This is a genomic window from Massilia sp. 05N420, from assembly GCF_056397205.1.
The window spans coordinates 111,220-130,378 of sequence record NZ_JBFTMX010000006.1; the positions used below are offsets into that span (position 1 = coordinate 111,220).

Genomic DNA, 19,159 nt, shown 5'->3' on the forward strand with positions numbered 1-19,159 from the left:
CTCCCGGGTGCGAGCCCGGGAGGCTTTTTTCATCCGCGGATCACTTCTTGGCCGACTGCTTGCTGCCGCCGCTCGACGACTGCTTGGTCTCGCCGTGCTCGGCGCGCTGCTTGTTGACGATGCGCGAGGCGACTTCCTCCTCGCGGCCGGGGTAGCGGTGTTCCTTCTTGAACTCGGTCTCGAGCTTCTTGTACTCGCGCTCGCGTTTCGGGCTGGCTCCCTTGGGCATGATGACCTCCGTGTGGTGGCGATGCCGCCAGAATAGGACGTCGGCCAGTGCGATTCCGTGCGTTGGCGAACGCAATGCGTGGGCACGCCCGTCTTGAGGCCCCGGCCTCAAGACCCCACGCATCGTTCGATCAGCCCTGCAGGGCTTTTTCGAGGTCGTCCAGCTCCGCCGGCTTCACCAGGTGTGCATCGAAACCCGCCTCCTGCGCCTTGCGGCGGTCTTCCGGCGAACCGTAGCCGGTGTGGGCCACCAGCCGGATCGACTTCAGTTCCGGGTGCTGCTTGAGCATGCGCGCCACCTCGTAGCCGTCGACGTTCGGCAGGCCGATGTCGAGCACGATCACCTCTGGGCGGAGGGCCGAAGCCAGCTCGACGATGCCGCTGGCGTCGGCCGTGGTATGGGCTTCGTAGCCCATCTCGGTCAGCAGGAAGGCCATCATCTCCATGGCGTCGACATTGTCGTCGACCAGCAGCACGCGGCGCCCCTTCGTTCCCGCCTGACCGCCCTCCTCCGCGGCCGGCGCGGCCTGTTCCGGCATCGAGGTGCGCAGCACCGGCAGCTCGACCGTGAAGGTGCTGCCCATGCCGATCCCGGGGCTGCTGGCGGTCAGGCGGCCGCCGTGCATCTCGAGCAGGCGCGAGACCAGCGACAGGCCGATCCCCAGCCCTTCCGGCGCGCGGTCCGGCGGCACGGCGGCCTGGGCGAACATGCCGAAGATGCGCGGCAGGTTGTCCTCGGCGATGCCGATGCCGTTGTCCTGCACCGCGATACGCACGGTATCGCCGTCCAGCTGGACCTCGACGTGGATCAGTCCGCCCTTCGGCGTGAACTTGGCGGCGTTGTGCAGCAGGTTGCCCATCGACTGGGCCAGGCGCACCGGATCGCCCGAGACCCAGACCTGGCGCTCGGGCTGGACCACCTCGAGGCGGTGCGCGCGCGCCGCGATCAGCGGACCGGCGGTCTCGATCGCCTGCGCGATCACGCCCTTGATGTCGACTTCTTCCCTGCGCAGCGCGATCTTGCCTTCCGAGATGCGCGCCACGTCCAGCAGGTCGTCGACCAGGTGGGCCAGGTGGTCGACCTGGCGCGTGATGACTTCGCGCGCGCGCGCCTGGAGCTCGGCGGCGGCGGAGCCGGTGGAGCCCAGCAGCGCGGCCGCATTGCGGATCGGCGACAGCGGATTGCGCAGCTCGTGCGCCAGGGTCGCCAGGAATTCGTTCTTGTTGCTGTCGGCCGCGCGCAGCAGGCCTTCCATCTCCTTGCGCCGCGTGATGTCGCTGGTGACGCGCGCCACGCGGTAGACCTCGTCGCGGCCGTCGCGCACCGGGAACAGGCGGTCGCGCACCCAGCGCAGCGAACCGTCCTCCAGCACGATACGGAACTCGGCCTCGTAATGCGGATTGCCCTGCAGGCCGCGCCACAGGCTGTCGATATGGCTGCGGTCGTCGGGATGCACCGAATCCCTCCAGCTGCCCGGCTCGCGTTCCAGCGACTCGATGCTGCGGCCCCAGATCGCGGCATAGGCCGGGCTCACGTATTCGAGCGCCCCCTCGGGCACCGAGAACATCCAGAACACGTCCTCGATGTTGTCGGTCAGCTGGCGGAAGCGCTCCTCGCTGTCGCGCAGCGCGCTCTGGGTGCGGCGCATGCGCAGCAGCGCCTTGACGTTGGCGATCAGCTCGTCGGCTTCGATCGGCGCCGCCAGGTAGTTGTCGGCGCCGCCCTCGAGGCCGCGGATCTTGTCGGCGCGCCCGGTCAGCGCGGCCGAGGTCTGCAGCACCAGCACCAGGGCACTGTCGGGGTCGGCCTTGATGYGGCGGCAGACCTCGATGCCGTTGATGTCGGGGAGCTTGACGTCCAGCAGGACCAGCGCGATCCCGCCGCGCTTGACGGCCGCCAGCGCGTCGGTGCCGTTGGTGGCTTCGACGACCTCGAATCCGGCGCTCTGCAGGATCCGCGTCTTGGCGTAGCGGGCGCCGTCGTTGTCGTCGACATTCAGGATCAGGGTGGAGTTCGTCATCGTCTATCCATCGATTTGCGGGAAGCGCCGCGGCAGTACCAGGCTGAAGGTCGAGCCGATACCGACCTCGCTCTCCACTTCGACCCGGCCGCCGAGCAGATCGGCCAGCTTGCGGCACAGCGGCAGGCCGAGGCCCGTTCCCTTGCTGCGGCGCTGCAGCGGGTGTTCGATCTGGCTGAATTCCTCGAAGATCAGCTGCAGGTTGTCCGGGCTGATGCCGATCCCGGTGTCGGCCACCGCGAAGGTGATGGTATCGCATTCCAGGTCGCGGACCGCGCGGACGCGGACCTGGCCCTGTTCCGTGAACTTGAGGGCGTTCGAAATGAAGTTGCGCAGCACCTGGGCAATCTTGCCCTCGTCCGATTCGAAGGGCTCGTCGAAGTCCGGCGCCTCGAACACCAGCTCGACCCGGGCCTCGTCGACCAGCGGCCGCAGCATGCCCTTGAGCGCGCGGAACAGGTTGTCGGCCACCACCGGCGCCAGCTGCACCTCGACCTTGCCGGCCTCGATCTTGGCCAGGTCGAGCAGGTCGTTGACCAGCTCGGACAGGTCGTTGRCGGCCTTCTCGATGAACTTCACCTGGCGCTCCTGTTCCAGCGTCAGGTCGCCATCCAGGCGGGCCAGCAACAGCTGGGCCAGGGCCCGGATCGAGGACAGCGGCGTGCGCAGCTCGTGGCTGGTGTTCGACAGGAAGCGCGACTTCATCTCGTCGGCGCGGCGCAGGCGCTCGGCCTTGTCCTCGATCTCGGCGTACAGCGCGACGATGCCGCGGTTGGTGTCCTCCAGCTCGCGGGTCAGCTCCAGCAGGTCTTCCTGGCGCTCGCGCAGCTCGGCCAGGGTAGCCACCAGTTCCTGGTTCTGCTGGTGCACCTCGAGGTAGCTGTTGGCGACCGGGCTGTCCTTGGCGAGCTGGGCGCCCAACTCGGCCAGCCGGGCCGCGTCGACCCGGACCTGGGACGGCAAGGCCTTGCACATCGTGACCGTCGGGATGCCGCGCGCGTCCTTCGCGATCGTGCACTCGTCCATCAGGCGGTGCGCCGTCACCACCGCGTCGTCCGGCAGGGAGGCGCCGGCAGGCGTGTCGCCGCCTGCCGAAATCATCATCTGCAGGCACTGGCGGCCGCCGCATTCGCGCATCTGAAAGGTGGCGCGCCCGCCGAAGGCGAGCTGGCAGGCGCCGCGCGCCACTTCCGACACGGCGGTGGCGATGCGCACCTGGTCCTGCTGCGAGAAGCCGAGCAGCGCCGACAGCTGGCGCGCGCGCTGGCGCACCAGCACCACGTCCTGGTCGGCGGACAGGCTGACGCCGAGGATGCGCTGGTTGTTCATGTGTGTTCTCCCCGGCGCCGGCCGACCAGCACCATGGCGTCGTCGCGGCGGCGGATGAAGTCGCGCATCAGGATGCCGGCCACCAGCACCGGCGTGCGCGCATACAGGCCGGGATAATCGCTCAGGTCCCACTGGGTCTGCACGCCGTCCGAATGCAGGATCACGATCGCGCCCGGCGGGCAGTCGGCGGTGAACTCCTGCACCTTGCGCATATTGGCGCCGACGATGCCGTTGTGCGACACCAGTGCGCGCCGCGCCGCGCCGTCGTGGACCACGCAGCTGACGTTGCCGATGCCGGCGAAGCGTATGTCGTTGCCGCTGTAGTCGATGCGCGCCACCGACAGCGCCGCGCCGCGCGTGATGCGCAGCGCCTCGTGGGCCGTGTGCAGCACCTCGGACGGCGCCGAGGCCGGCTTGCGCTCGAGGGCATGCACGGCCGCGTGCGCGGCCTTGGCCGCTTCCGGACCGTGGCCCAGGCCGTCGACCCCGAGCAGGGTGGCGCCGTCGAGGTCGCAGCTCACGGCCCAGCCGTCGCCGCAGGCTTCCTCGCCGCCCATCGGCACGCACAGCGCGCCGACTTCGACCCCGCAGGGACGCGGCGGCGGACTGCCGCGCCACAGGCGCATGAAGAAGGCGGCGCCGCGGCCCGGCATCGACCAGACGTCGAACTCGTCCGACTGGCGCTGCAACGCGCCCAGGCCGGTGCCGGCCGTGCCGGCGGTGGAGACGCCGTCGCGCAGGCTGCTGGAAAAATCATGGATGCCGGGACCGTTGTCGACCGCCAGCACGTCGATGCCCGGCATCGAAGCGCCGGACTGCGCGCGCATGAGGTAGATGGTCCCCTCGCCCGCGTGCTTGAGGATATTGGTGCAGGCCTCGGTGACCACGATCGCCAGCCGGCCCGCCTGAACCTCGTCGAAGGCCAGCTCGCCGGCAAGCTTCTGGCCCGCGCGGCGGGCGGCCGCGATGTCACTGGCGTGATTGATCTGGAAGACGAGCTGCGGTAACAGCGAACTGATCAGCGTTTCCATTTGACCACAGACACTGCGGTGCCTTCTCCTGCGCGGGAATCGATTGCGAACTCGTCGACCAGGCGTTTCGAACCGCCCAGTCCGAGGCCCAGGCCGCCGCCGGTCGTGAAACCGTCGCGCAGCGCCTGGTCGAGGTCGGGAATGCCCGGCCCATTATCCACGAAGATCAGGCCGATCCCGCGCTTGAAACCGTCTTCCAGCGCGTCGAGGTGGACCTCGCCGCCGCCGCCGTACTTGATCGTGTTGCGCGCCAGTTCGCTGGCCGCCGTCACCAGCTTGGTCTGGTCGACCAGCGACAGCGCGATCGCCACCGCGCGCTCGCGCACCTGCTTGCGCAGGCCCACCACGTCCTCGTCGGAGCGCAGCGGAAGCGTGGTGCGCGCGGTGCGCAACCGGCTGTCGCGCTCCAGGAGCGCGGTCTCGAAAGTCACTGCGTGATTGAGAGCTGCGCTCATCAAAAGTGCGTCTTTCCTAACAGGGTCATGCCCTTTTCCACGTTGAGTGCCGTCTTCACGCCGTGCAGGGTCAGGCCCAGCTCCACCAGCGTGATCGCCACCGCCGGCTGCATGCCGACCACCACCGTCTGGGCGTCCAGCACGCGCGCCATCGCGGCGGTATTGCTGATCATGCGCCCGATGAAGGAGTCGACCAGGTCCAGCGCCGAGATGTCGATCAGCACGCCCTTCGCATTATCGCGCACGATGCGCTCGGTCAGGTCGTCCTGCAGCGTCATTGCCAGGCGGTCGTGCATGTCGACCTGGATCGTCACCAGCAGCAGGTCGCCCATGCGGAGAATCGGGATACGTTCCATGCGGATCTCAGCCCTTCTTCACGATCGAGGTGCCGGTGCGCTCGAGCGCCACCACGAAGGCGTCGGCCAGGCTGGCCTTGGTCGTCACGTCTTCCAGGTTGACGCCGAGGTGGACGATGGTCTGGGCGATCTGCGGGCGGATGCCGCTGATGATGCAGTCGGCGCCCATCAGGCGGGCCGCGGCGATGGTCTTCATCAGGTGCTGGGCGACCAGGGTATCGACGGTCGGCACGCCGGTGATGTCGATGATTGCGATGGCGGCGCCGGTGTCGACGATCTTCTGCAGGATGTTTTCCATCACCACCTGGGTGCGCGCGGAATCCAGGGTGCCGATCAGCGGCAGCGCCAGGATGCCGTTCCACAGCTTGACCACCGGGGTCGAGAGCTCCAGCAGTTCCTGCTGCTGGCGCACGATGATCTGGTCGCGCGCGCGCTGGAACACTTCGATGGTGTACAGGCCGAACTTGTCGAGCAGCGAGCTGATGGTCCAGGACGCGTTGGCCAGGGCCGCCGGGTCGTTGGCGAAGCCCGCGTTCAGGCGCGCGAACAGCGGCTGCTTGAGCGAGAACACAAAGGTTGCGGTTTCGCTCGGGGTCGAGCCGTTCCTGGCGCGGGTCGAGGAGATCTCGGCCAGCAGGTCGCGCACCTCGTCCCAGGAACGGTGCTCGATATTGTTCAGCTCGCCGCCGCGGGTGCCGTTGCTGAAGGCGGTGAGGAATTGCTGGCAGTGCTTGCGCAGCTGCTCCTTCGAGACCACGTTCGAACGGACCGTCAGCGCTTCCAGCTGCGCCATCCACTCCGCACCGATATCGGCCTCGTGTTCCTGGATGAGCTGGCTGATGCGGGTCGCGTAGTCCTGAGTGGTCATCATTGGTTCCTTTGGCTTTGGAAGATTGAGCCCCTTTATGTCACAGCAAGGGCATTCTGTTAAATAAATGACTAACTATACCATTCCTTGCCTTCGCGACACGATACGATTGCGTACCGAACCGGGAGCGCCTGCCGGGGGTGCTACAGTCGCGAATGCTCAAGCATTACGAGCCGGTTCTGCCGGATCAGACTATTTCAATCGGACAATAAAGATGAGTTTACAAAATCTGCTGGAAATCGGCAGCCTCGACGAGGCCCGCCCCGACCGCGGCGACATCCAGCGCCTGCTGGCGGCAGCCGAGCGCAATCTGGACGATGCCGCCGTCACCGCCATCAGCAACGAAAACCGCTTCGACGCCGCCTACAAGTGCGTCATGCAATGCGCCATCGCCGGCCTGCTGGCGAACGGCTATCGCACCTCGACCGGCAAGCCCGGGCATCACCAGACCGCGATCCAGTCCCTGCCGGTCGCCGTCGGCCTCGACAAGGGCATCATGGTCGAGCTCGACGATCTGCGGCAGCTTCGCAACTGCGACGACTATGAAGGCGCCGCCGTCAGTGACGGCGCAGTCGAGGATGCCCAGGCGCAGGCGAAGGCGCTGCTCGCGCATGTCAGGGGCTGGCTCAGGGAGCATCATCCGGAACTGGCCTGAGCGCCAATAAAATCCTAAGCGCCGAAGAAAAACCCACGAATTGCCTTCGCTTGCCCGGCAACAACTCAAACCACGCGTTGTCACGCCATCATCGTGCGTTGTCGCCTTCAAAAGGAGAAGCACATGGCAGAGCAAGCATCGATGACAGCGCTCGGAAAGTGGAAAAGCGGTCTGCGGCGCGCCGTCAAGGACTCCAATCAAAACGGCAGTCGATGACTACAATCGCCATCTAGGCTGCAGCCCTGGATTCCACCCTCTCGACTGGAAGGTTATCAAGGCCATGACCTGGGTCGAGACGGGAGCCGAGAACGCGGAATGGAAGACCAAACCCATGCAAATCGGGGTGCAAGGCGACCCGGGTTTAGCCTCCCTACTTCGCGGAGACGAAGGCGGAGACCTGATCATTCCGCCGCAACGGCGGGGTCAGTTCACTCACGCACTGGCGGTTTTCATGTGGCCGTCCGCCGGAGTGGCCTATCGACTGGACGCTAAGTCCGTGGAATCAGGCGGATATCGGTGATGCGCCCACTTGCTTTGTCGGTCAGGAAGACCAGCAGGTAGCCGTCTCCGAACCCACTCTTGACCGTTCCGGGACCGACGAAATAGGCGGGATTTTCGTCGTATTCGTAATAACCTGTCGGCTTCCCCAATAGAGCCACTGCTTCCTTGGCCGGGTGTCCTACGAGCCGATGTTTGTCGAGCAGCGAAGCCAGCATTTCACCGCGCTCTTCCTGGGTGGCGCCTTGCCACGCCTGTGCGGTAAATTCGCGGTTTCCTAGCTGCTTTGCCTGCTTCTCGACCGAATGACCGGAGCAGCCGGCCACGGCGAGCGACAACAGGCTGGCGATCAGGAACAAGCGCATGGTTCAGCCTCCGCTTAACACCTTCAGCCTGCCCGCCCTCTAGGCAGACAGGCACATGGCCGCAAGCTGCTGGTCCGTGCGATTACCCTTCCCTATGCCAAGGCCAACGCGGTTGTTGTGCAAATCCATGGCTTTTTCGGCGGGATCGTTAGCAGGAGTGGATTCGTGTGCGGTCGTGAATTTCAACGCGTTCTCGTATCCTGGTTCGCGCGCCAATAGTGCTGACCAGAAGCAATGGCGAAACGCATCCGACTTATCGTTACGACCATTACGCCCAAACCACCGCTTGGTTTCGATAAACGCCAGATATCTCGATTCCCTGATGGCGACGGCATGATGCGGATGACTAAGGATATACGACTTTTCGTCCGGAGTAAGCTGCTCGAATTGATCGTAAACGGTGCTGTCAGCCATGTGGCGCTCCTCGCAGTGCCCCCTGGCGCACAATGCGCAATCGTCGGGCAATGCGAGGCATTCTTACGCCGGATTTCCTGTGCGGAGTTGAAACGCATCAAACAGCGCAGAAAGAAAAAACCGCCAGGCTCACGCACTGGCGGTTTTCATTTGGCAGGCCGCGGAAGCGGCCGAGGGAGCACGCAGCTTACTGCGCCGCACCCGCTGCCGCGTCATCCGCGGCGGCGGCCTTCATCGACAGCTTCAGACGGCCGCGCTCGTCGGTCTCGAGGACCTTCACGCGCACTTGCTGGCCTTCCTTCAGGTAGTCGGCAACGGCGTTGACGCGCTCGTTGGCGATCTGCGAGATGTGCAGCAGGCCGTCCTTGCCCGGCATGACCTGGACGATGGCGCCGAAGTCCAGCAGCTTCAGCACGGTGCCGTCGTAGGTCTTGCCCACTTCGACCGATGCGGTCAGCTCTTCGATGCGGCGCTTGGCTTCCTGGCCGGCGGCGGCGTCGACCGACGCGATGGTCACGATGCCTTCGTCGGTGATGTCGATCTGGGTGCCGGTTTCTTCGGTCAGCGCGCGGATCACTGCGCCGCCCTTGCCGATCACGTCACGGATCTTTTCCGGGTTGATGCGGATGGTGATCAGGCGCGGTGCGAAGTCCGACAGCTCGGTCTTCACGGTCGGCATGGCCTTCTGCATCTCGGCCAGGATGTGCTGGCGGCCGTCCTTGGCTTGCGCCAGCGCCACCTGCATGATTTCCTTGGTGATGCCCTGGATCTTGATGTCCATCTGCAGCGCGGTGATGCCGTTGGCGGTACCGGCCACCTTGAAGTCCATGTCGCCCAGGTGGTCTTCATCGCCCAGGATGTCGGTCAGGACGGCGAACTTGCCGCCTTCCTTGATCAGGCCCATGGCGATGCCGGCCACGTGGGCCTTCATCGGCACGCCGGCGTCCATCAGCGCCAGGCAGCCGCCGCAGACCGAAGCCATCGACGACGAACCGTTCGACTCGGTGATTTCCGAAACCAGGCGCACCGAGTAGCTGAACTCTTCCGGCGCCGGCAGTGCGGCGACCAGCGCGCGCTTGGCCAGGCGGCCGTGGCCGATTTCGCGGCGCTTCGGGGTGCCCACACGGCCGGTTTCGCCGGTGGCGAACGGAGGCATGTTGTAGTGCATCATGAAGTCGTCGGTGTACTCGCCCATCAGCGCGTCGATCTTCTGGCTGTCGCGGCCGGTGCCCAGGGTGGCGATCACCAGGGCCTGGGTTTCGCCGCGGGTGAACAGGGCCGAACCGTGGGTACGCGGCAGGACGCTGGTGCGGATCGAGATCGGACGCACGGTGCGGGTGTCGCGGCCGTCGATGCGCGGCTCGCCGTCCAGGATCTGCGAACGCACGACCTTGGCTTCCATGTCGAACAGGATGTTGCCGACTTCGGCCGCATCCGCTTCGATACCTTGCTCGGACAGGCCGGCCATCACTTCGCCCGACAGCGACTTCAGCTTCTGCTGGCGCGCCGATTTTTCGCGGGTCTGGTAGGCGTCGCGGACCTTGGCTTCTGCCAGTTGCGCGACTTGTGCGATCAGGGTCTCGTTCTTCGGTGCCGGGCTCCACTCGACTTCCGGCTTGCCGCCTTCTTCGACCAGGGCGTGGATGGCGTCGATGACTGCCTTCATCTGCTCGTGGCCGTAGACGACCGCGCCCAGCATGATTTCTTCCGACAGCTGCTGGGCTTCGGATTCGACCATCAGCACGGCGTGTTCGGTGCCGGCGACGACCAGGTCCATCTGCGAGGTCTTCAGCTGGGTGGTGGTCGGGTTCAGGATGTACTGGCCGTTGGCGTAGCCGACGCGGGCGGCGCCGATCGGGCCGCTGAACGGGATGCCGGCCACGCACAGGGCGGCCGAGGCGCCGATCATCGACGGAATGTCCGGATCGATCTCAGGATTCACGGACAGCACGTGGATGATGACCTGGACTTCGTTCAGGTAGCCTTCCGGGAACAGCGGGCGGATCGGACGGTCGATCAGGCGCGACGTCAGGGTCTCCTTCTCCGACGGACGGCCTTCGCGCTTGAAGAAGCCGCCCGGGATCTTGCCGGCGGCGTAGCTCTTCTCGATGTAGTCGACCGTCAGGGGGAAGAAGTCCTGACCCGGCTTGGCGTCTTTCTTCGCCACCACGGTTGCCAGGACGACGGTGTCCTCGACCGACACGAGGACGGCGCCGGAAGCCTGGCGAGCGATCTCGCCGGTCTCCAGGGTCACGGTATGGTCGCCGTACTGGAAGGTTTTCGTAACTTTGTTAAACATGGGTAATCCCTTTCTATTTGCCGACAGATTTTCAGGCGCTGTCGTTCACCTCACCACGGGCCATCTGGCTTCGATAGCCTTTACTGCAAGTCAGTTGGCGTCTTTCGGGGTCAGGGCCCACCCGTGAAAACCGGGCTCTGACCCCGAAAAACGCCAAAATCTGGAAAAACAAAATGCCTGCGGCAGCCGAACTGACGCAGGCATTTCGTGATCAAGCCGATTGGCTCAATGCGTAGATTACTTACGCAGACCGAGCTTGGCGATCAGGTCGCGGTAGCGGTTCAGGTCTTTGCGCTTCAGGTAAGCCAGCAGGCTCTTACGACGGTTGACCATCATGATCAGGCCGCGGCGCGAGTGGTGGTCCTTCTGGTGCTCTTTGAAGTGGCCGTTCAGTTCGTTGATGCGGGCGGTCAGCAGTGCAACCTGGACTTCCGGCGAACCGGTGTCTTTGTCGCCACGTGCGTTGTCCGCGATGATGGCGGCTTTGTTGATGTTTTCTACGGTCATGATGTTACCTTTCACATGCGGTGCAAGAGTCGGAACCCAGCGCACCGTGAGTTGTTAAGAAACCCGGCCTTGAGGCCAAGACCGGGAAGTATATTTGAAAACGCCGGGTGAAGCCAGAAATTCTTCGGCTTCGCTATACAATGTGGGGGACCGGTATTGCCGTTTTGGCATGCCTCATGGACTTTGAATGCATAAACCGATGACGAAAACGCTCAACACCGCCGCTACCCTCGCACTGATCCTGTCGCTCTCCGCCTGCGCCCCGATGATCCGCCGGACGCCCGCCGTCGGCGCGCCGCTGGCCGAAGTCACGGCCAGGCTCGGCAAGCCGGATGCAATCTACCCCGACCCGGCCGGCGGCCAGGTGCTCGAATACCGCGGCCAACCGATGGGCCAGTTCCAGCACATGGCGCGCATCGGCGCCGACGGCAGGCTGATCTCCTACGAGCAGGTGCTGACCAGCGAGAACTTCGCCAGGATCGAGGTCGGCCGCTGGAACCGCGATGACGTCCTGCGCAACTTCGGCCGCCCGGCCGAGGTCGTACGCTCGCGCCTGGAGGAAGGCGAGATCTGGTCCTATCGCTACAAGGAAAAAGGCGTGTGGAACTCGGTGATGAATGTGGACTTCAATGCGCGCGGCACGGTGCTGCGCGTGTTCAACAGCCCGGACCCGCTGCTCGACGACCGTTACAAGGGTCTGTGAGCGCCGGCTGTACTTTACACAAGGAGGCTCGCAATGAAGCATTCGATCGGGACGATGACGCTGGCGGCGGCGCTCGCATTCTCCCTGTCCGCCTGCGCCCCGCTGTTCCGCCAGCCGCCGCCGGTCGGCGCGCCGCTGGCCGAGGTCACGGCCGCGCTGGGCCAGCCGGCCGCCAGCTACCCGGAGCCGGACGGCGGCCAGGTGCTGGAGTACCGCGGCCAGCCGATGGGCCAGTTCCAGCACATGGCGCGCATCGGGCCGGACGGCCACCTGCTCTCCTACGAGCAGGTGCTGACCAGCGAAAATTTCGCCAAGGTGAAGGTCGACCAGTGGACCAAGGACGACATCCTGCGCAACTTCGGCCGCCCGGCCGAGATCTCGCGCGTGGCCTTCCACAACTACGAAGTCTGGTCCTACCGCTACAAGGAAGCGGGCGTGTGGAATTCGATGATGAACGTCCACTTCGACCAGCAGGGTGTCGTGCGGCAGATGCTGAACGGGCCGGATCCGATATACGACGACCGCTTCCGGCACCGCTGAGTCTTAAGGCCGGGTTAAGCGGACGGTGAGGATGTGTGAGAAAGCAGCGCCCGGCGGCCGCTATACTTTTTCTGCATGAACCTTGCCTACAACACAGCTGCCACCGACCGCCGCCTGGGCTTGCTGCTGACAGCCTTCGTGCACCTGGCGCTGCTGATCGGCTGGCAGGCCTTGCGCACGCTGCCGGCGCCGGCCCGCCCGGATGACGAGACGCGCGGCCGCACCGTATGGATTCCGCTGCCGAGACCGCGGCCTCCGACGGCGACGGCGCCGAAGGACGAGGACGCCCCACCGCGCAAGGAAGCTCCCGCACGGCATCTGCACCTCCCCACCCCCGCCATCACCCTGCCGCCCTTGCCGGCATCACCACCGCTCGCGGCGCCGGCAGACAGCATGGCTCCGCCATCCAGCACGAGCGCCGAGGCGCCATCCCGGCCCGCCGCAACGAAGCCGAGCGCCGAACAGATCATGGAACGCGCCAGGCGCGACATCGGCGGCATCGACAAGGCGCTGCGCAAGGAAAACAGGCCGTATATCGGCGCCCCGCTGGACAGCCCGCAGATCCGCATGCGCAGGAAGATGGAGGAAGCCGCCGCGCTGGCGCCCGGCAGGATCTGGGAAGCGCCGAAGGTGGAATCGCTGGTGAACGACACCGGCGACGGCGCGCGCCGCTCGCGCGTCATCACCGGCAACGGCACCTACTGCATCACGGACCGCTCGCCCGCCACCAGCATCGACATGATCGAAAAGCACGGCAAGCAGAGGATTACCAGCTGCCCGCAGCACGAGCAGCCGGCGACGCAGCAGGAGTGGCGCACGCTGCGGGATTAGGCCGGCGGGCCGAAATTACTCGTCGTCGAAATCCTCGGCCAGGTTCTTCCAGCCGCGGCTCTTGGCGAAGGCGGCGAACTCCTCGGGCGCCTCGAGCACGATCAGGCGGCTTTCCTGCAGGCCGGGATCGCTGAGCCCGAAGTCCGGCCCCTTGTAGCCGACCGCGCGCAGGCGTTCGACGATCTGGCGCAGCAGCACCGGATCCTTGTGGGCGCCGGGCTCGAGCTGGGCCTTGAACTCCACGTACACGTCGATGATCCCGTAGCCCTCGTCGAAGATGCGGATCGCTTTCACGTCGAGGGTACGGCCGTTGCCGTCCTTGGCCTGGAAAGGGCCGGACAGCTCAATGTCGGAATCGGTAGTCATGGCTTCAGCATACCATCGGGCGCGCGGATCAGCGTCGCTCGCTCGGATCCAGCGGCTCTTCCTCGGTCTGCACGATGCTGACCGGCTTGCCCTTGGCCAGGCGCCACAGGTACACGGCATAGCCGGACAGGCCGTACAGCACGAACAGCGGCCACAGCACCTTCGGCGGGTCGATCGCCAGCAGGGCCAGTCCCAGCGCGACGAGGAACACGACGATGAAGGGCACCGACTTGCGGAAGTTGACGTCCTTGAAGCTGTAGAACGGCACGTTGGTGACCATGGTGAGGCCGGCGAACAGCGCGATGCACCAGGAGATCCAGTCGGCCTGGCGCGGGCTGATGTTGATCTCGGGATCGGTCATCATCATCACGAAGCCGACCACCAGCGCCGCCGCGGCCGGGCTGGGCAAGCCCTGGAAGAAGCGCTTGTCGACGACTTCGATATTGGTGTTGAAGCGGGCCAGGCGCAACGCGGCGCCGGCGCAGTAGACGAAGGCGGCGATCCAGCCCAGCTTGCCCAGGCCGCGCAGCGACCATTCGTAGATCACCAGGGCCGGCGCGGCGCCGAAGGACACCATGTCGGACAGCGAATCGTACTGGGCGCCGAATTCCGACTGGGTGTTCGTCAGACGGGCCACGCGGCCGTCCAGGCCGTCGAGGACCATGGCGATGAACACGGCCCAGCAAGCCTGGTCGAAGCGCTGGTTCATCGCCATCACGATCGCGTAGAAACCGCCGAACAGGGCGGCGGTCGTGAAGGCATTCGGCAGCAGGTAGATGCCGCGCCGCGGGCGGGCCGCCGCGTCCGTCTTGCGCGGAGCGCGGCTGAAGCGGCTGAAACGGCCGAAGCGCGAGGTCTTGGGTGCGCCGCTCTTTCTGCGGCGTGGAAATGTTGGCATAAGTATTGTTATTCGGTAACAGCGCGCGCGGGCGCGGACCACGCCATTATATGGCCGCGCACGGGGGTTAGCGAACCGATACGCTTGGAACCTGTCCCAGCAGGCAGGAGTCGCTCCTGCCTGCCGGGATCGGTTCTTACCTGAACTTCACTTTGCCCACCAGGCGCATCTGCAGACGGGTCTCGCCCGGCTCGAAGCTGGGCTCGGGCATCTCGGCGGCTTCCGCGTGCTTGGCGCGCATCATGGCCATCGGCGCGGCGGCCACATCGCCCTGCCCGCCCACGTAATTGCCGCTGCCTTCGAAGTCGACGGTATCGATGACGGCATCGTTGACGTTGCGTCCCATCGCGCGCGCGATCGAGGCGACGCGCTCGTTCAGGTTGCGGTAGGTGGCGGCGATGCGCTCGTCGTCCAGCTTGCGAGTCAGCTCCGGGCTCAGGTGGTAGTCGATGTTGGTGATGCCCAGCACCTTCTGGGCCGCGGCGGCGGTCTTCGGCAGGTTGTCGAGGCTACGGGTCTTCACTTCCAGGTACTGGCCGACGCGCCAGCCGATCGGCACCCGGCGCGCGGCCTGCTGGTTGGCCATCGGACGCGGCGTGTCCGGCACTTCCGGATACACCGGATAGCTGTAGTAGTTGACGGTCTTGAGCTCCGCACGCGGATCCTCGCGGCGCACGATCTCGGTGCCCTGCTTCATCTTCTGGTTCACGCGGGCGGCGGCGGCGGCGCGGTCCTTGTCCTGCTCTTCGACCGAGAAGGTGACGGTGGCTTCGTCATTGGCATGACGGACTTCGCCGTAGGCGGGGACGATGACCAGGGTGCCGCTGGTGGTGGCGACTGCGGCGGGTGCGTTCTGGGCCTGGGCGTTCAGGGCCGGGACGGTAGCCAGTGCGATGCTGATGGCGAGAATGAGGGGGGACGGACGCATTGTTGTTCTCCTGATTGGTTACAGGCGGAACGATAGCGTGTTTTGGGGTGGGCGCGTATTTATGTAATGGAATATTGCAAACGGTTGCAATTCATTACCGTCGTTCATGCGGACAGTAGCGTCATCCCCGCGAAAGCGGGGATGACCTTCCTGGCTGACTTAGTTCTTCGACTGATCCACCAGCTTGTTCTTCGCAATCCACGGCATCATCGCGCGCAGCTTGCTGCCCACCTGCTCGATCTGGTGCTCGGCGTTCAGGCGGCGGCGCGAGATCAGGGTCGGGGCGCCGGCCTTGTTCTCGAGGATGAAGGACTTGGCGTACTCGCCGGTCTGGATGTCCTTCAGGCACTGGCGCATCGCGTTCTTGGTGTCTTCGGTCACGATGCGCGGGCCGGTCACGTACTCGCCGTATTCCGCGTTGTTCGAGATCGAGTAGTTCATGTTGGCGATGCCGCCTTCGTAGATCAGGTCGACGATCAGCTTCAGCTCGTGCAGGCACTCGAAATAGGCCATCTCCGGTGCGTAGCCCGCTTCGGTCAGGGTCTCGAAACCGGCCTTGATCAGCTCGACGGCGCCGCCGCACAGCACGGCCTGCTCGCCGAACAGGTCGGTCTCGGTCTCTTCACGGAAGTTGGTTTCGATGATGCCGGCGCGGCCGCCGCCGTTGGCCATCGCATACGACAGCGCGATGTCGCGCGCGGCGCCGGACTTGTCCTGGTAGACGGCAACCAGGTGCGGCACGCCGCCACCCTGGGTGTAGGTGCCGCGCACGGTATGGCCCGGGGCCTTCGGTGCGACCATGATCACGTCGAGGTCGGCGCGCGGCACGACCTGGCCGTAGTGGACGTTGAAGCCGTGGGCGAAGGCCAGCACGGCGCCCTGCTTGGCGTTCGGCTCGACGTTTTCCTTGTAGACCTGGGCGATGTTCTCGTCCGGCAGCAGGATCATGATGACGTCGGCAGCCTTGACTGCCTCGTTGACTTCCGCGACCTTCAGGCCGGCCTGTTCGACCTTGGTCCAGGAAGCGCCGCCGCGGCGCAGGCCGACGGTGACGTTGACACCGGATTCCGACAGGTTCTGGGCGTGGGCGTGGCCCTGCGAGCCGTAGCCGATGATGGCGACGTTCTTGCCTTTGATGAGGGAGAGGTCGCAGTCTTTGTCGTAGAAAACTTTCATTTTTGTGTCCTGTGTTTTGGTGTGTGGTATGTAGTGCGTGGGCACGGAGTACCCACCCTACCGCAGGGTGGGCACTCCGCCCACGCCTTGACGTTTAAACTTTCAAAATCCGTTCGCCGCGCCCGATGCCGCTGCCGCCCGTACGCACGGTCTCCAGAATGGAAGCGCGGTCGATGGCATCGATGAAGGCGTCGAGCTTGCTCTTGGCGCCGGTCAGCTCGATCGTATAGGTCTTCTCGGTCACGTCGATGATGCGGCCACGGAAGATGTCGGCGGTGCGCTTCATCTCTTCGCGCTCCTTGCCGACCGCCCTCACCTTGATCAGCATGAGCTCGCGCTCGATGTGCTGGCCTTCGGTCAGGTCGACCACCTTCACCACCTCGATCAGGCGGTTCAGGTGCTTGGTGATCTGCTCGATGATGTCGTCGGAGCCGGTGGTCACGATGGTCATGCGCGACAGCGTCGGGTCTTCGGTCGGCGCCACGGTGAGCGTCTCGATGTTGTAGCCGCGTGCGGAGAACAGGCCGACCACGCGCGACAGGGCGCCCGCTTCGTTCTCGAGCAGGACGGAAATAATGTGGCGCATTACAGGTCCTCCGAGCTCAGCAGCATCTCCGACAGGCCCTTGCCCGTCTTGACCATCGGCCAGACGTTCTCGCTGCGGTCGGTGATGAAGTTCATGAACACCAGGCGGTCCTTCATGGCGAAGGCGTCGCGCAGGGCCCCCTCGACGTCGCCCGGCTTCTCGATGCGCATGCCGACGTGGCCGTAGGCCTCGGCGAGCTTCTCGAAATCGGGCAGCGCATCCATGTACGACTCGGCATAGCGCGAGTTGTAGTCGAGTTCCTGCCACTGGCGCACCATGCCCAGGAAGCGGTTGTTCAGGAGGATGATCTTCGGCGTCAGGTGATACTGCTTGCAGGTCGCCAGCTCCTGGATGTTCATCTGGATCGAGCCCTCGCCCGTGATGCAGGCGACGGTGGATCCCGGGTTCGCCATCTGCACGCCCATCGCGTACGGCAGGCCCACACCCATGGTGCCGAGCCCCCCCGAGTTGATCCAGCGGCGCGGCTGGTTGAACGGGTAGTACTGGGCAGCCCACATCTGGTGCTGGCCGACGTCCGAGGTGACGAAGGCGTCGCCGCCGGTCACCTGCCAAAGGGTCTCGACCACCGATTGCGGCTTGATGACTTCGTCGGACGGCGTATAGCGCAGGCATTCGCGCGAGCGCCATTCGCCGATCTGGCCCCACCACTTCTGCAGCGCCTGCTCATTCGGCTTCTGTTCGGCGGCGTCGAGCTGGGACAGCAGCTCGACCAGCACGTCCTTGACGTTGCCGACGATGGGAATGTCGACCTTCACCCGCTTCGAGATCGACGACGGGTCGATGTCGATGTGGATGATCTTGCGCGGGTTGCTGGCGAAGTGTTTCGGGTTGCCGATCACGCGGTCGTCGAAGCGGGCGCCGATCGCGATCAGGACGTCGCAATGCTGCATCGCCATGTTCGCTTCATAGGTGCCGTGCATGCCAGGCATGCCGACGAAGTGGCCGCTGGAGGCGCGGTAGGCGCCCAGGCCCATCAGCGTGTTGGTGACCGGATAGCCGAGCTTGTCGACCAGGCGGTTCAGCTCGTTCGAGGCGTTCGCCAGGATCACGCCGCCGCCCGTATAGATCATCGGGCGCTCGGCGGACAGCAGCAGCTGCACGGCCTTGCGGATCTGGCCCGCATGGCCCTTGTCGACCGGCTTGTACGAGCGCATCTCGATCTCGCGCGGATACTCGTACAGGGCCTTCTGCATGCTGATGTCCTTCGGGATATCGACCAGCACGGGACCGGGACGGCCGGTACGGGCGATATAGAAGGCTTTCTTGATGGTCGCGGCGACGTCGCGCACGTCCTTGACGAGGAAGTTGTGCTTGACCACAGGCCGGGTGATGCCGACCGTGTCGCACTCCTGGAACGCGTCCTGGCCGATCGCGTGGGTCGGCACCTGGCCGGAAATCACCACCATCGGGATCGAGTCCATATAGGCGGTCGAGAGGCCGGTGACGGCATTCGTGACGCCCGGACCGGACGTGACGAGGGCCACGCCGACCTGGTTCGAGCTGCGCGAATAGGCGTCGGCCGCATGGATGGCCGCCTGTTCGTGGCGTACCAGGATGTGCTGGAATTTGTCCTGCTTGAAGATGGCGTCGTAGATATACAGGACCGCGCCGCCCGGATAGCCGAAGACGTGTTTCACGCCCTCCTCCGCCAGACAACGGACCAGTATCTCAGCGCCCGTGATGGGAACTGCCGAATCGTGACTCATTACGTTTCCTTTCAAGACCCATAGGGAGATTGATCGGATGCTCGTTCCTGACGAGATACGTGTCACGCAACAGTGCTCATGCTTCCCTTCTTCCTGCGGTCACGTCGATCTTTCAGCCACCCGTAGATGACTTACGAACCGGCGCTGGGCGCAAACTCGTTCAGCGTGAGTTTCTGTGTGCGGAATGCGTGTCTCTCGCGCTTTTGGCGCGGGTTGGAGCAAACTGCCTACATGTGAAAGCGCGTCATGCGGGAGCGGCCTTGTGTGCCGGTCCTGCCTGACCGTGGGCTTCGGGGTTGCAAAGCGTTAGTTACATTACTGCGTTGCACCATTCTGGTCAAGTTAAAAAAGGATTTTCTTTTTCGAAATTTTCATATC

21 protein-coding genes are annotated in these 19,159 nt (G+C 64.9%); 4 read left to right on the forward strand and 17 right to left on the reverse strand.

Translation table 11 applies throughout. The features are described 5' to 3' along the window. Positions 1 to 40: 40 nt before the first annotated feature. The 7 genes from AC1DIX_RS05310 to AC1DIX_RS05340 form a co-directional block, all read right to left on the reverse strand. Complete coding sequence (locus tag AC1DIX_RS05310) at positions 41 to 229, reverse strand: hypothetical protein (RefSeq protein WP_075796307.1); 189 nt, start codon at positions 227 to 229, stop codon at positions 41 to 43. 130 nt (positions 230 to 359) lie between these two features. Continuing rightward, positions 360 to 2,249 (reverse strand): hybrid sensor histidine kinase/response regulator, encoded by a 1,890-nt coding sequence (locus tag AC1DIX_RS05315; RefSeq protein WP_477322548.1) that lies wholly within the window; start codon positions 2,247 to 2,249, stop codon positions 360 to 362. 3 nt (positions 2,250 to 2,252) lie between these two features. Beyond that, the gene (locus AC1DIX_RS05320; RefSeq protein WP_477322551.1) at positions 2,253 to 3,578 is read right to left on the reverse strand and encodes a sensor histidine kinase; all 1,326 of its coding nucleotides are present in this window, start codon (positions 3,576 to 3,578) and stop codon (positions 2,253 to 2,255) included. Further along, on the reverse strand, positions 3,575 to 4,609 hold the full coding sequence (locus tag AC1DIX_RS05325) for an ATP-binding SpoIIE family protein phosphatase (protein WP_477322553.1): 1,035 nt from the start codon (positions 4,607 to 4,609) through the stop codon (positions 3,575 to 3,577). The genes AC1DIX_RS05320 and AC1DIX_RS05325 overlap by 4 nt, the downstream gene beginning before the upstream one ends. Further along, positions 4,597 to 5,064: an anti-sigma regulatory factor gene (locus tag AC1DIX_RS05330; RefSeq protein WP_477250955.1), complete on the reverse strand. Its 468-nt coding sequence runs from the start codon at positions 5,062 to 5,064 to the stop codon at positions 4,597 to 4,599. Before AC1DIX_RS05330 ends, AC1DIX_RS05325 begins: the two co-directional genes overlap by 13 nt. Beyond that, positions 5,064 to 5,420 (reverse strand): STAS domain-containing protein, encoded by a 357-nt coding sequence (locus tag AC1DIX_RS05335; protein ID WP_230029853.1) that lies wholly within the window; start codon positions 5,418 to 5,420, stop codon positions 5,064 to 5,066. The genes AC1DIX_RS05330 and AC1DIX_RS05335 overlap by 1 nt, the downstream gene beginning before the upstream one ends. Before the next feature lie 7 nt (positions 5,421 to 5,427). Further along, on the reverse strand, positions 5,428 to 6,288 hold the full coding sequence (locus AC1DIX_RS05340; RefSeq protein WP_477322659.1) for an STAS domain-containing protein: 861 nt from the start codon (positions 6,286 to 6,288) through the stop codon (positions 5,428 to 5,430). 214 nt (positions 6,289 to 6,502) lie between these two features. On the opposite strand from AC1DIX_RS05340, the gene AC1DIX_RS05345 reads away from it, so the two are divergent. Beyond that, positions 6,503 to 6,943, forward strand: coding sequence for a DNA-binding protein (locus AC1DIX_RS05345; protein WP_477322555.1), 441 nt, complete (start codon positions 6,503 to 6,505; stop codon positions 6,941 to 6,943). Positions 6,944 to 7,431: 488 nt separating this feature from the next. Here the strand turns inward: AC1DIX_RS05345 and AC1DIX_RS05350 are convergent, their stop codons facing one another. The 4 genes from AC1DIX_RS05350 to rpsO form a co-directional block, all read right to left on the reverse strand. Then, complete coding sequence (locus tag AC1DIX_RS05350) at positions 7,432 to 7,806, reverse strand: hypothetical protein (RefSeq protein WP_477322557.1); 375 nt, start codon at positions 7,804 to 7,806, stop codon at positions 7,432 to 7,434. 39 nt (positions 7,807 to 7,845) lie between these two features. Then, the gene (locus AC1DIX_RS05355) at positions 7,846 to 8,220 is read right to left on the reverse strand and encodes a DUF6973 domain-containing protein (RefSeq protein WP_477322559.1); all 375 of its coding nucleotides are present in this window, start codon (positions 8,218 to 8,220) and stop codon (positions 7,846 to 7,848) included. 187 nt (positions 8,221 to 8,407) lie between these two features. After that, positions 8,408 to 10,519, reverse strand: a complete 2,112-nt coding sequence (gene pnp / locus AC1DIX_RS05360; RefSeq protein WP_442121808.1) for a polyribonucleotide nucleotidyltransferase — start codon at positions 10,517 to 10,519, stop codon at positions 8,408 to 8,410. Between the two features lie 237 nt (positions 10,520 to 10,756). Then, positions 10,757 to 11,026: a 30S ribosomal protein S15 gene (gene rpsO, locus AC1DIX_RS05365; protein WP_036175277.1), complete on the reverse strand. Its 270-nt coding sequence runs from the start codon at positions 11,024 to 11,026 to the stop codon at positions 10,757 to 10,759. Positions 11,027 to 11,225: 199 nt separating this feature from the next. On the opposite strand from rpsO, the gene AC1DIX_RS05370 reads away from it, so the two are divergent. The 3 genes from AC1DIX_RS05370 to AC1DIX_RS05380 all read left to right on the forward strand — a co-directional run bounded on the left by AC1DIX_RS05370 (position 11,226) and on the right by AC1DIX_RS05380 (position 13,100). Further along, positions 11,226 to 11,729 carry a hypothetical protein gene (locus AC1DIX_RS05370; protein WP_442121809.1) on the forward strand — a complete coding sequence of 168 codons (504 nt, stop codon included), beginning with the start codon at positions 11,226 to 11,228 and terminating at the stop codon, positions 11,727 to 11,729. Positions 11,730 to 11,762: 33 nt separating this feature from the next. Next, positions 11,763 to 12,269 (forward strand): hypothetical protein, encoded by a 507-nt coding sequence (locus AC1DIX_RS05375; protein ID WP_477322561.1) that lies wholly within the window; start codon positions 11,763 to 11,765, stop codon positions 12,267 to 12,269. 75 nt (positions 12,270 to 12,344) lie between these two features. Continuing rightward, complete coding sequence (locus AC1DIX_RS05380) at positions 12,345 to 13,100, forward strand: hypothetical protein (RefSeq protein ID WP_477322563.1); 756 nt, start codon at positions 12,345 to 12,347, stop codon at positions 13,098 to 13,100. 15 nt (positions 13,101 to 13,115) lie between these two features. Here AC1DIX_RS05380 and AC1DIX_RS05385 read toward each other — a convergent pair whose 3' ends face one another. The 6 genes from AC1DIX_RS05385 to AC1DIX_RS05410 all read right to left on the reverse strand — a co-directional run bounded on the left by AC1DIX_RS05385 (position 13,116) and on the right by AC1DIX_RS05410 (position 18,781). Continuing rightward, positions 13,116 to 13,466 carry a hypothetical protein gene (locus AC1DIX_RS05385; RefSeq protein ID WP_442121812.1) on the reverse strand — a complete coding sequence of 117 codons (351 nt, stop codon included), beginning with the start codon at positions 13,464 to 13,466 and terminating at the stop codon, positions 13,116 to 13,118. Positions 13,467 to 13,494: 28 nt separating this feature from the next. Next, positions 13,495 to 14,364, reverse strand: a complete 870-nt coding sequence (gene pssA, locus AC1DIX_RS05390) for a CDP-diacylglycerol--serine O-phosphatidyltransferase (RefSeq protein WP_442121813.1) — start codon at positions 14,362 to 14,364, stop codon at positions 13,495 to 13,497. Positions 14,365 to 14,500: 136 nt separating this feature from the next. Continuing rightward, a complete protein-coding gene (locus tag AC1DIX_RS05395; protein WP_477322565.1) occupies positions 14,501 to 15,292 on the reverse strand; it encodes an SIMPL domain-containing protein in 792 nt (263 codons plus the stop codon). Positions 15,293 to 15,451: 159 nt separating this feature from the next. Then, positions 15,452 to 16,468 (reverse strand): ketol-acid reductoisomerase, encoded by a 1,017-nt coding sequence (gene ilvC / locus AC1DIX_RS05400; protein WP_047826307.1) that lies wholly within the window; start codon positions 16,466 to 16,468, stop codon positions 15,452 to 15,454. A 94-nt stretch (positions 16,469 to 16,562) separates the two neighbouring features. Further along, the gene (ilvN, locus tag AC1DIX_RS05405; protein ID WP_442121815.1) at positions 16,563 to 17,054 is read right to left on the reverse strand and encodes an acetolactate synthase small subunit; all 492 of its coding nucleotides are present in this window, start codon (positions 17,052 to 17,054) and stop codon (positions 16,563 to 16,565) included. Next, on the reverse strand, positions 17,054 to 18,781 hold the full coding sequence (locus AC1DIX_RS05410) for an acetolactate synthase 3 catalytic subunit (RefSeq protein WP_477250972.1): 1,728 nt from the start codon (positions 18,779 to 18,781) through the stop codon (positions 17,054 to 17,056). The genes ilvN and AC1DIX_RS05410 overlap by 1 nt, the downstream gene beginning before the upstream one ends. Positions 18,782 to 19,159: the final 378 nt, after the last annotated feature.